Annotated in this window: 10 protein-coding genes; all 10 read right to left on the bottom strand. The window is 50.1% G+C overall.

Annotated features, from left to right (window positions below; all coding sequences use genetic code 11):
• Positions 1 to 94: 94 nt before the first annotated feature.
• Complete coding sequence (locus tag KO473_RS07250; RefSeq protein ID WP_005777993.1) at positions 95 to 697, bottom strand: hypothetical protein; 603 nt, start codon at positions 695 to 697, stop codon at positions 95 to 97.
• 288 nt (positions 698 to 985) lie between these two features.
• Complete coding sequence (locus KO473_RS07245; RefSeq protein WP_032537412.1) at positions 986 to 1,888, bottom strand: DUF4906 domain-containing protein; 903 nt, start codon at positions 1,886 to 1,888, stop codon at positions 986 to 988.
• 117 nt (positions 1,889 to 2,005) lie between these two features.
• Positions 2,006 to 3,055 (bottom strand): BF2992 family fimbrillin-A clan protein, encoded by a 1,050-nt coding sequence (locus KO473_RS07240; protein ID WP_032537486.1) that lies wholly within the window; start codon positions 3,053 to 3,055, stop codon positions 2,006 to 2,008.
• A gap of 10 nt (positions 3,056 to 3,065) precedes the next feature.
• On the bottom strand, positions 3,066 to 5,177 hold the full coding sequence (locus tag KO473_RS07235; RefSeq protein ID WP_216035096.1) for a fimbrillin family protein: 2,112 nt from the start codon (positions 5,175 to 5,177) through the stop codon (positions 3,066 to 3,068).
• Positions 5,178 to 5,288: 111 nt separating this feature from the next.
• Entirely contained in the window at positions 5,289 to 6,314 is a 1,026-nt protein-coding gene (locus KO473_RS07230; RefSeq protein ID WP_005820421.1) for a hypothetical protein, read from the bottom strand.
• A gap of 138 nt (positions 6,315 to 6,452) precedes the next feature.
• The gene (locus tag KO473_RS07225) at positions 6,453 to 8,006 is read right to left on the bottom strand and encodes an Mfa1 family fimbria major subunit (protein ID WP_032537487.1); all 1,554 of its coding nucleotides are present in this window, start codon (positions 8,004 to 8,006) and stop codon (positions 6,453 to 6,455) included.
• The gene (locus KO473_RS07220) at positions 7,993 to 9,045 is read right to left on the bottom strand and encodes a FimB/Mfa2 family fimbrial subunit (protein WP_005820425.1); all 1,053 of its coding nucleotides are present in this window, start codon (positions 9,043 to 9,045) and stop codon (positions 7,993 to 7,995) included. The genes KO473_RS07225 and KO473_RS07220 overlap by 14 nt, the downstream gene beginning before the upstream one ends.
• A gap of 176 nt (positions 9,046 to 9,221) precedes the next feature.
• A complete protein-coding gene (locus KO473_RS07215) occupies positions 9,222 to 10,880 on the bottom strand; it encodes an Mfa1 family fimbria major subunit (protein WP_032537413.1) in 1,659 nt (552 codons plus the stop codon).
• A gap of 24 nt (positions 10,881 to 10,904) precedes the next feature.
• Entirely contained in the window at positions 10,905 to 12,305 is a 1,401-nt protein-coding gene (locus tag KO473_RS07210) for a hypothetical protein (protein ID WP_005820428.1), read from the bottom strand.
• An 8-nt stretch (positions 12,306 to 12,313) separates the two neighbouring features.
• Entirely contained in the window at positions 12,314 to 12,871 is a 558-nt protein-coding gene (locus KO473_RS07205) for a DUF3575 domain-containing protein (RefSeq protein ID WP_005820429.1), read from the bottom strand.
• Positions 12,872 to 12,890: the final 19 nt, after the last annotated feature.

Genomic DNA, 12,890 nt, shown 5'->3' with positions numbered 1-12,890 from the left:
GACCTTATAGTAGCCCTCCTTTCTTTTTGTAATCTGTCGAATCCTTCGTAGCGACAATGAAAACAAGCACGTTTTTATCAGTTATTAGCAATCATCACCTTTGAATCAGATGAATTGTATCATTAAAGTAACCTCTATACTTTCCTCCCTCAGGCACAAATACGCCTTTTATTTCTTTAGAAGCAAAGTCATTACCAGTATAATAAATGCCAGAAGCTCCTACATGCCAGAAACCTGCCTTATAAACACAAACAAACTGAATGGTAGGTATATAAAACGTTGATTGCCCTGCTATATTATTATTCCAATAGTTCCCAGCCTCAATTCTACATACCTGTGTTCCCACATTGCGTTGTTTATGCATATTGCTCCCGTTTGCATCATGATAAAAATAATAGTTATCATTCAGGTAGCAAACTTCCAAAGCACATCCATTCATTCCTCCTGTCACTACAACCGTTCCATCCTGAATAGGAGTTTGTATCCCCACATATCCGGCATTGCCCTGCACATATGGAAAATAAAAATCTGTTGAGTGATGATTAGCAATGTCCCAATAAAACACTCCATTCTTCAACTGTTCATTTATCTGTACAGTACATCCTAAAGGAGTTTGAACTAAATTACGTGTATCAACAAAAAAATGTTCGCTACTCAATACTGTTTGCGGATTTGTTCTTAACTGCGTCAGTCCCATATAAAATATAATTATAGTCTCCTACTCTATTTACTATCAGGATTTTCGGATTCTTCCTTATAAGCTTACACCTCAAAAGTAGAAGCTTTACTGACGACAAACAACTATTTTCTCTTATTGAATTGCTATTTCTTCTGACTACCCCATTAATTTTTTAATATGAATGATAACCGATATAAACCGAGCAAGTCCACCTTTCCCCACCGGGAAAGCATGGACCTGCAACAAACAAAACAAGCAAGGGGAAGCGTCTGTCGCAGATAGCTTCCACACTATTAAGATATATGATTATTCTAAAATGATATTGAATGTATAGTTATTGTTTCGGCGGAGAGAATAGTCATTGATATCACTCCTGCCCAGATCAATGGTTTTTGTATACTCAGTCCCCCCTTTCGTTGCTTTTATTTGGAGTTGCGTGCGTTCATCCCGGTTTGTTCCTGTGGTTACATTTTCCGCCATATAGTAATAACGATAAGAAGAAGTTGTTCCCAATGTTCCGGCAGTGGTGATCACCTCTTCCGTATAATCACCGCTTTCCGGTGCCAGATACGTATCCGAAGGGAATAGATAACCTTTGGTCTGCGCCCGCTTCAATTGAATTTTCACGTTGCTGAATACTCCTGCCGTCTTGGCCGAAACAGCTATGTTGAGCCTGCATACCAGACGTCCCAATACCACATTCACAGCGGTGGTTCCGGTAGTAATCTCTCCTTCATAATAGCCGAAAAGACATACATTCCGGTCCGCACTCCGTTCTTTCATCCAGCCCATATCTACCACCAGACTTTTGAAACCATTCAGGTTATCAGGCCACGCGGGAGTCTCCGCATCTGTCAGATTGCCTACTATGCAAAGGGTGCTGCGCCCGGTCCTCAGTGCGACTCCTTCAAGCGTTGTATTGAGTACCGGTGTGGTCAGCACTATCTGTTCACTGCCGATCAGGATACCTTCACGGTCAAACTGCAGAATCCACAAATTACCAATCAGGTTTTCATAATCGGGTGCCATCGGCTGCTCCGCACGGGTAACCGCATCATTGGTAAAAGAAGCGGCAGTAAGCCCAATCGACACTTTTACCACGTCCTCTTCCTGATCCATCGGTTCATGGGATATGCAGGCACCCAACGTAAGCAGACAAACACTAAAAACGATATATCCGAATCTTTTCATGGGACTATTATTAAGTATTACTCTAATTTGTTCATTTCACCACAGATTACACAGATTAACACAGAACTTTTAATCGTAGATATCAACGAGATAAATTATAAATCTGTGTTAATCTGTGTAATCTGTGGTGAGCTCTTATGTATCCATTTCCACATTTTCCGTCCACGAACGGTTTTGCCAGGTCAGCACAGTCACCCCGTTACTGATCTTCACCGTAGCGGTATAGTTATACGAATGCCCTGCTGTCAGATACAAACCGGTCAGCAACATCTGATATTGAGTGGGGTTACCATTCACTTTCAGATTCAGCAACACGCTGATAGAGTGGGAACGTGCATCTGTGGGCAATATGCCGGTATGTGCCATCAGGCTGTTATCGGCATTTTGGGTGGCCTGTGTGATACGTACCGATGCACTTTGGTCACCCACTTTCACGGGCAGCACCTCTCCATTCACCCAGTCAAAACTGGTTGTATTGTCCAGTGGTTGCTGTATGCCACTGATTTCAATTCCTTCGGCAAGCATCTCCAAGGAGTGTACGCCCTCACCCGCTTTGACAGTAAACTGCATCCGTGCCGTCTGGTTGATGATGGGGGGCAGATACAGGGTCTGAACATTGTTCAATGTACCCCCTTCATCAATTTTCGTAATGGTCACCGCCGTCATGGCTGTTTGCGTATACCGGTCGTCGGTCGCAAGCAGATATTCTCCATTACCGATATTGACAAAACCCTTTGAGTTTAAGGCCTTGGCAGGTGACAGGATTCTGAAGTAATAAGTACCTGCCTTCATATAAAGAGGAGTGCTGCTTGAAGATATTACCGTCCCGTCGTCGTCTACTTCGCAGGGATAAAGCAAACTGCTGCCTGACGTACCGGCGTTACGTACCAGATAGGCTTTGGAATACTCTTCCATTAAGTTCTTGGCATTATCATATACCACCAGACGTATCGTACTCCCGTCTTCCAGCAGATAAATCGGTTTATCCTGCAATGTTTCACTATCCTGTGCCGTTGCACGGGTACGGACCGAAGGAAGCATAGAAGCGTAATATCCGCCAGCAATGGGATTCACCTGTACCAGTTCCTCCGTACTCTCCTCTTCGGGAGAGGCAGGGACACATGCCGTACAGAGCAGAACCATGATTACATACAACCAACTTTTGAAGACAATCATTCTTTTCATACTTACCATTTTATTGTGAAGTGACATCCCGCACACAACGAACGGAAACACCGGCAGCCCTATTCATAGAGTATAACGCAAAATAGCGATGGCTGGTATTACCTACATATTTAAACGAAGCGCCATACATATAAGCACCGGTAGGGGTCGATGTCGCGTATACTACCTCAGCACCGGCATTATACAGTACCGCTTGATCGGGATAAATATAACCGGAAACAGGAAGATTGATAAAATCACTGGGATGCGCCCAATCATAATCCGTATTACAAGTACTTATATTCAGGTCGGCATTTTTATCACATGGAAACCTCGAGATTGTAACATAGGCGCGATAGCGTGTTCCATTATCCGTTACAGACTGGTTGTCTCCAACCATCCCCAGTGTCCACATTAGGCGGTATGCTTGTGGAGTTCCCTGATACTTAATTGCATAAATGACTCCATACGATGCACCACTTGCCCGTTGACATACATAAACTGTTCGGGCACCTGCCTCCGGATCATTTGAAGCAACCTCTCTCCAGGATGTTCCGCTATGGTTTACAAATGTCAAGTCGCCATATCTCTCTGCCGTAGGCATAATTCCATCAAAATCCGCTTTAGTAGGCACGCGCCAGCCCGTCGGACAAGGGTCATTCTTTGTGTTCTTCCAATAAGTAGCACTGGTAGCAGTAGTATTATCCCAATCACCACTGACCCTAACGTAACTAAATGCCTTACCGGCATCTCCCGGATTAAGCGCTAAGGTCGCCACCGCAGGCCGCCCGATAGGAGCATCGCTCTCATGTTTCACTATCTGTGGGTAAGGGCTTGCACCTCCGTTTGCATCAATCATACTTTTAGGCCTTTGACGCATCACTCCGTCACTTCCCCTATAGTTTACTGTTTTAGGCAGATAATACGGAATACTTCTTCCCATCTGATACACATATCCTCTGGCTCCTTCCCATCCCTCAGCGGTTGTCATATCCGCACTGGTAGCCCCAAGATTCCGGTCCATCCACATCAGGCCATTAAAAGTCAAGGGTTGCCCCAGATATTGCGAATCATCATCATGTTCAATCCAATCGTATCGGCGGGGAATAATAGTAATAATCTGTACATCACTGTTAGTGATCGTAATGGTGAGTGCATACTCGTAATTGGGCAGGAAGCGGAAAGGCTCCGTCACGGTTTGACCACTTTCATCTTTCTGAACGTTCCCGTCATCTCCCATAACCGGAACACGAATTTCATACGTATCCGTTCGATTTCCACTGTTCGTTCCCATCGTAGCTACTTTTATTTTAAGTCCCTCCGCAGCCGTGGTTAGAGTCGGGAATATCAGGCATTCGGCAGCCGCACTGCCCGATTGCCCGTCTATAGTTACAGACTGCACACTTTCCGTCACAACTTGAGAGAATCCGCTGCCCAGAACCGCACGGTCACTTTTCCCTCCCGTATGGCTGTATTCTCCGGTCGAAAGCAAGAGCGCTCCTTCGCTATAATCACTGACAGAGATACCTTGCAACCGGATATTTTGCAATACATCTGTACCCGTTGAACCGCTTTCCGGTTTTTGCTTCACCACCTCAAACTTCAACTTAGACAAAGTATGCTTGAAGGGTAAGGTAATCACTCCCGAGTTGATACCCGATTGTCCTGTCAGCACAGCACGGCGCAAATCGGGCAGTGCTCCTCCGGCAGAGGAAGCGACGTTGCAAACAGGTAAGCCATCTGCTTCGGAACCGCATACCGGCAGAGTCGTATTACCGTATGTCAGTGCATAAAAGTCGAGGATTCGGCCTTCAAAACGGTCTTCGTCAGTACCTGCACTCAGATATTCTATCTGATGTGTGCCGTCCGCATCCACGACCTCCGTACCCTCCTGCCCATTCATCGTAGAGAGTCTGCCGCTCCACGAACTCCCTATAAGTCCGTATAGCCGGTATTTAGTACCGACTGTAAAATGATTCACCGACACATCTCCCGCACGGGTGATGGCCTGCTCTTCACTCGAGGAGAGTGTAAAGCTGTCACCACCCTGCGCAGGTATGTGTTCCTCTTCGGGAGTGCAGCCGGTAACCAGTGCAGCAGTCACGGCTACGGTTGAAAGAAAGAATCGTATTATTGTTTTCATATATTCAGCTCTTTTTATTTAGATTCACCACAGAGGACACAGAGGGCACAGAGTTAGAGTATTTAAGTTTACAGCCCCTCCCTTGTTCATCGTTCCCTGTTCACCGTTCATCTATGTACTTGGAACCGGTTCAGGAACCACCACGGGAATGGTCATTTTTCCTCCATCCCCCCACTCTTTCTCTTCGCCTTCCAGCGTAAAAGAGTCGATATCAAAATTGAGAGTGGTTCCATACGACTCTCCGGCTTGCAACTGAGTTACCGGGGCTCCGGATTGATCCATGAAATTCAGGTTGCCATCCAAAACAGGAAAGCTTGCCTTTCGCGCTCCTGTCGTAAAATTTACATCCTTGGCCACATCCGCTGTCAACGTAAGCCCCGGTGTACCCACAGAGGAAATATTGGTCAGCAAGTCGGTCGTGGCACAGGGTATCAGATAGAATACCGCAATCTGCGTATCTTCCGTACTCAATATCTGACCGGGATGATCGATAACCAAATCGGCGGAAGCCGGAGCCGCTACATAGTGTTTCACCCCCGTATCCCATTTCACCCCTCCGCACACTAACCGTGAGGGTACTGTCAACTTGAGGTTCTTGACATACAGCTTACCGACCGTGTTGTCCGTACGCCTTGCCTTGAGCACGATGCGTACGGCGGCATGCGCGAACTCCAACGCCCGTCCGAAAGGTTGCTTCCTGCTGCCCGTAACTCCATTCGGAGTAACCAGCACATCGGTCAGTCCTGCTCCCGAAGACGGTAACGAATAGGTGCCGTGATTGTCTGCCATAGTCATGGACGAAGGGCAAAGTCCCATCACCACCACCCGGGAGTTATCAGCCGGATAGTCCGCTTCCGTATTATAGGGTGCATCGGCGTAATCACCGATCCCCCCTGCCGGAGTGGAGATTTTATAAGGAGAGCCCAATGTCCCCGTACTGAAATCCGTCTCTTTCCAGAACAGCAGTAACGGAGTGCTTTCGCTGCCTGCCACCCCATCCGTACGGGTGAGAGCTACCTCCATGGGTACCTCCTGTTCATACTCTCCTTCTCCGGATGCACACGAGGCAGACAACAGACACAGGCAAAGCAGCAGGCATGCCCGGCAGAATCCACTCTTTTTTTCTTCTTTATTCATAGTTGTATGCTTTCTTTTTCAGCTTTCACCACAGAGCAACACAGAGGGCACAGAGAACATATTTTTCTCTTCAATACCCTATAAACAAGAGATTAAAACTTCGTGTCGCTCTGTGGTGAATCATATTTATTTTCCTTTCTACGTCGGCCTGACTGTGATTGTATTACCCGAACTCGTCACCCAGTCCGTCACTTTCATCGTGGCACGCATCGGCTGCGGCAAAGCGGCCGAAGGCAGGCTGAACCGGGTAATACGCAGCAGATAATAACGGTTGCGCAAAATGCCGGAATCCGTACTGAAAGCAATTGTGCCGTCGGTAGCAATTGTACCGTCTATATAAGTGTAATAATAGCCGATCCCGCCTTCGTAAGCGGTAAAATCAGTACGTTTCAAGGTACCCGCACCGATGACGGCCTTCATGCCCGCATAGCTGTAATAGTCACTCCCGTTGGTAAAGTAAGTGCCTGCCGCATGTGCTTCCGCATCGGCAGGTGTCGTCGTTGCGGGCAAGTAAGTAGCGGCATCGGCGGGAGATGTCAGGGTTTGCGTGGTTCCGGCCCCGGTAATAATCTGTTTGGGGACAAACTTCGCCGCTACCAGCAGATGGGTAGCCACCAGGCGGGGAATCTCCGCTTGGGTTGAACTGAGCGTTCCTGTCAGATCCAACCCGCCTTCAAGAGAGGCAGTAGAAGTGGCAGTCGTGTTCTCCGGACAATACAGTCCACCGGTATAAGCGCCGCTTGTCGAGGAGACAGTGACCGTAGCATTGTACCGGGTGGCGTCATACGCTTCCGGAGCGCTACCTTCTGCCCAGACACTGCCCAAGGTACGGTAAGCGAATTGCTGTTCAGACACATCGGGTGCCGACACATAATTTCCGCCACCATCTTTTACCACATACGGGTCTACTTCATAATTAGGATCTTTCCCATCCGAAGGCGCATTCAGATACACCTTCCGGTTCACCGTATTGAGGGCATACCGCACTTCCGACAAACGGATCCAGCCCTGATCATCCGCCGGACGAGCCGCATGATCGGACATCCGTACATACGCCCCTCCGTCGTCCGTATAGGTATCGCACACCAGCAGCACTTTAGCCACCACCCTTTCGAGCGCGACAGGCGAGGCCGTAAGATCTATATTCACATCGGTACCCGCACTGACCGTTACGGCATCGGCGGCTTTTCCGGTCATGGCAATGCCCTCCGCCTGACGGGCAAACTGTCCGATCACTTCGTCATATCCGTCTCCGGCAGCAGTATACAGTCCCAGGCCTCCCGCCTGCCCGCAAATGGCATGCACCTGGCCGGGCAACAGATTGGCACCCACATAGACCTTCTTCCGTCCGGGAGCGGTCGGTATGCGGGCCTGATACACGTCCGTCGCACCACTTGTCGCGCCGTAAACCACTTCGTACTGCACATCATTCCAATCTTCGTTTCCGCTCCCGTCGACAGATACCAGAAAAACGGCGACAGAAGAGATCTTCTCCTCAACCGCTTCGCCCGCCGATACGGCCGCCCGGGTACTTGCTCCCGCCACCCGCACCGAGAAACAGACACACGCCGTCACCCGGTCCGTCCCTGCCGGAGTGCCCGGCATATCGGTATCGTCGGAGCATCCACATGCCAGCAGGCAGAGCAGAAACCGAAAAAACAAGATAAATATGCTGCCTTTACAGTTGTGCATCATTCAGTCTGATAATCCATCCGTTAATGTTCAGCGCCTCCAGCCTTCCCATCGGGGTAAGGTAGAAAATCACGTTGAACTGATCTTCGTAATCAAGGTAATCCTGGTCGCTGAGCTCCACACCGCTGCTCTCTTCAAACAGGGGACGCGTCATCAGCAGATAATGCGTCAGGTCGACGTCCACTACTTTCTGTCCCGAGGTGCGGTCCGTCACCACCAGACGGGCCTCCTGCCCTGCCAGTAGGCGCAATGTATTCAAGCGGGCACGTGCCAGGCTGACTTCTCCCGTACGGGTGGCCGCCGGTTCCGTTTCGGACGCGGACTCCGTATGGTAGGCGGCATAAGTCACCCGGTTGCCCGTTATTATCTCGTTGTCGGCATTCAAGTGACCGTTATCCGCCAACAGGGTAAAGTCATAATCATCGGCATCCAGCCCCTCGCCCGAAGTGTCGTGCAGGGTGATGATGAACCGGTTGCTGTCCTTCAGCATCGGCACACTGACCGATGTCAGTTCCGAAGGCTGTATCCGGCTCAGCCGGACATGCCCATACCACAGGTGTCCCAGTTCGTCATCCTGACGTCCGTCCCCGTCACGTTCCAGCCAGAGGACCAACTCGTCACGGGTCGAACTGCCCGGTGTGAGCTGCGGTATCCGGTAATGCCGGTTGTCCCCTCCCGCCCAGAACACCAGTTCGTAAACATCTCCGTCTTTATATTCCAGTGGCAGGGTAATGATAGATCCGTTTTCAGTCAGCGATTGCCCGTTTTCAGTGTGCAGGCAGACAAACTGCCCCTGTGCGTCGAACACGTAGAGGGACAACGTGTCAATCTCGTCGGTGATGATGCCTATCCCGCTACCGGGCTGTATCTGTGCATGCAATGCAGACTGAAGACGAATGCGAAAACCACTGGGACAGTCACTGCGATCGTCCTTGGTCCACGAGCAGGCGGATAAGCCTGCCAACAGGCAAAACCATAAGAACGGCAGAAGCCGACTGCCGGAATGGGAGAAACAGGAGGTCTGAAAGTTATCGGACATGGTTGGGAAAATTTTATGATTGAACAGGGGGGGCACCACAGAGGACACAGAGGACACAGAGTTTTATGCTCTTGTTTATAGGGTATTGAAGAGAAAAATATGTTCTCTGTGCCCTCTGTGTACTCTGTGGTGAAAACCCATCTCAAAGCAATTACTTTTTTAGAGAAGACAGTGGGTTAACGTCCCAATACGGCACTATTCGTGCGTACTGTCCAGGGTTTGATACTTAACTTCACATTCAGCAATACGGTGGTCGGATCATCGGTTTCGGTATCGGTGATGATATCTTCGGTTACACCGTCTTTGCCCACACCTTGAATACTGGTGACAGTTACTTTATAGACATTGTTGCGGACAATGCCGAACTCCATCACGTCTTCTACCACATCGTCCGAAGAGATGTGCTTGATCCAATACGGATAATAACAAACGAACTTGCCATCGGCACTCCCTTTTTTGAAGCACTGGACGTCGTTCTTCTTCAGGTCAGCAGGGGCACCACTGGCAGAACTGGAAGTAGTTCCGTCCGCCAGCAATACGCCGGCTTCCTTCAGCGCTGCAATATCCTTGTAAAAGATGCCGGAATGATAGAAGATTTCAGACATGCTGGTAAATGTGGAGTTCTCTTCCACACCACCACTACCAGCCTTTTTTTGCATCATTTTACTCGGAGCTATTTCCGCTTTAAATACGATACCGGTTGTATATCCATTCTTCTGTTTATCCTTCAGCATCGTGTTTTCATAGCAGTAAGCGGCGACTTTGGTTTCTGCTGCACTGGAAGAATAACCCGGCATAGCCGTATAAGTTCCCCCAAAAGAGCCGAAAGACGACAAACCGAATGCACCTGATCCTTGCAGATACCAGTCGGCATAGCTACCGGCTAAAGCAGGGGTGGCAGCAAAAGTTTTACTATACGTTTGCGGATCTACCACATACGGCAATGAAGTGCTTGAGTTACCATAATTTGCCTCAGTCAAAGGACTCGTTGCAGTGCTTTCTTTATCCACATGACGGAAATAATAGCCCTCTTTCCGTACATTGACTACATAATAGCCTTTCAGGGTAATATCCGTAATATTTCCGATAGCAGTCACTGTGGTAGAAAACGAAGTGTATTTATTAGCAGTAGCAGCAGAATTTACACTGGTTCCTCCTGTCGTCACCGTAATCTTTCCCATCATACGCTCTACCGTTGCCGCAATGGTTTGTTCCGGATCTTTGGTGATCGTCTGGGCAATATAAGGAAGAGTATTCGTTTTATCATTGTTGGGAGAACGGCTCGCCATCACCAGTCCGGCCTCCGGCACAGCAGCTATCACGCCCGTAGCGTCAGCCGTTGTCTTTGCAAGGAAATCGGCTTCGGTCAAGCTATTCTTGCTGCTGTTATCCACTCCATTGACCGTACCGTTCACCACAATGTAAATACGATAGTCTCCCGGTGTCAAGGCTGTTTTCTTACTGGTCCATACAATCGTTTTAGCGTCGGCAGTGCTGGCTGTCATTTGTGTAAACTGGTTGATGGAAATAATCTCTTTCAACGTAGCGCTACCAAAGCTACTACCCGCTCCTCCCGGAAACAAATACAGGTTGGCGGTCTTCACTTTGTATTCATCCTCCATACCGGCTTCCGTATCTGTACCGCTATCATCTGCCGTCGTACCGGCTCTTGTTTCCGCCACGCCGTTCGGTACGGCAATGGTCACTGTGGTATAAGCTCTCGTTTCTTCCGGATTCTCTCCGCCCGGGATGTCCGTATCGTCGGAACAGGCGGACCAGGTTGTCAGCAGCAAAGCAGCCAACCCCATCATACTCATGTACTTTAGTCTTTTCATTTCTTTTTATATTATGTGATACACTTATTGCGTTATACCGGTTGTCGCGGCCCGTTGTTCCGCATTCATCTTTTTAAGGTTTTCTTCCGCCTCCCGGTTTCCGGCTTTCGCCGCTCTGTGCAGCCATATCGCGGCCTCTTTGTCGTCTCCGCACAACAGATGGCATACTCCCCGTACGTTCCACGAACGTTCGTCCGCCTCTACTGTTTTCAGCAGCCGGAATGCTTCTTCATAATCCCGCACCCGAATGGCGGCTATCGCACGGTTCACCGTATCCGCCACACTGTCAGGACGGTTGGCATACTCCACACGGATGTAGCAGGCATCGCGCAACTGCGGATAGAGCACATCCAGCACCGAACGATACGGACGCCCTCCCGCCAGAGCTTTCAGCCTGTCGTTCCGTTCTTCCTCCGGATGGCTGCGGAGAATGGCAAGCACCTCCTCTTTATACGTCATGTCGCTTTCATTTACCAGTTCGGCCAGCCTGCCCCAGTCTACTCCCCCGGCATTCAGTTCAAACAACGATACAGGCAGGTTCATACGGACCGAGAGAGCATGTCGTAAAGCCTCGGCACGTTTCGCCGACAACTTCCGGTTCAGCTCCGTCGCTCCTTCGGGCGAAGCATATCCGGTGATCGAGATACCTTGCAGGAATGCGCAACTGTCCGCACGCAGCAATCCGATGGCTTCCGTTATCCGGCGCAGGTTTCCGGCATTGGCCGAATATAGTGTATCCACCACTGCCGACGCCGCACGGAAACGAATACCGATGCCGCTTTCACGCAGGGGACGGCTACCTGCCTCACACAAGAACGGATAGTCAGCCGCATGTTCCGCTACCGACCGGCTCACCTGCGGAGCAACCTCACAAACCGAGGGACGATAGGGCAAAGCCACCGGAAAAGCACCGGAGGAAACGACGCTCCCCACCGTCTGTACCCGGCAGCAACCTTCCCGGTCGATGTCGAGCCGCAGGTTCAAACCACTCTCCATCCACGGAGCATAGCGCAGCGTATCGGTATACAAGAAGGTATCTCCATTGCGGGCGGTCAGCCGATGACCCGCCTCACCGGCACTGCCTTTCAAGAGACGTTGTTGCCTCGCCCTGCGTGCCATGATGCGCCCCGTCACCACAAACGGGCTGAGCAACACACTATCCGAGGCGTTGCCCAGACAAGGGGTAATCACCCAGCGGTGACGGGCACGCACTGCGCGGGGGGCTATCTTTATGGCAAACGAGACATATACCTGTCCACCCGCACGCTGCATTCGGACAGCAGTAAGGGCCACTCCTCCGGACGGCCCCGCCGCACGGGCAGACGGCATGCCGGAACACAGGGCAAAGGCCGCCAGGCAACAGGCTGACGCCAAAGCCTTCCGAAAGCATATTCTTAAACGGGTCGATCGTATCTTCTCTTTCATAAAACTTTTCATTTTAGCATATAAATCAAGCTGATGCCCACACGAGTCGGTGCCAGGAAGTTTTTCTTATCCGCTCCCCGATATTCGCCACAGGCAGGGCAATTAAAACGTTTGTACTCGGCATGTACCCATCCCGCGCCTACGGTAGCCTCCAGATTCCAGCGTTTGCCCAGCACCCACGAGTAACCGTATGAAAACCCTGCCATCACCGCCCACCCCTCGTAGCGGGAAGAGGCCGAATGGGAAACAAAAGGCAGACGCACCCGGCTCAGGTTGTACTCTCCCCCTCCGGCATGCACGCCCAGAAAATGCCCGTAGAACGATTGGCAAAGCCAATAGCGCGCCTCCCCCTGTGCCATCCAGAATTTCCACTTCCGGTTGTTCTCAAAGCTCCACGGACAGGCGCTTCCCGAAACATCGAGTGTCCATCGGGAGGCCAACGCCCACTCGGCGGCAAGCGAAGGAGCGGTCGTGACATCGTACAGTAGGTTGGTTTTCACCGCTACTTGCTGTGCCAGCGCAGAGCCCGAAACGAGCAAAAGCAATATGAATAGTTGTTTTTTCATTCTGTTAGTTTATCTGAAA

The sequence above is a fragment of the Bacteroides sp. HF-4919 genome (genome assembly GCF_018860125.1).
The sequence above is the reverse complement of the archived record's forward strand: the minus strand, read 5'-3'. Positions and strand labels throughout refer to the sequence as shown.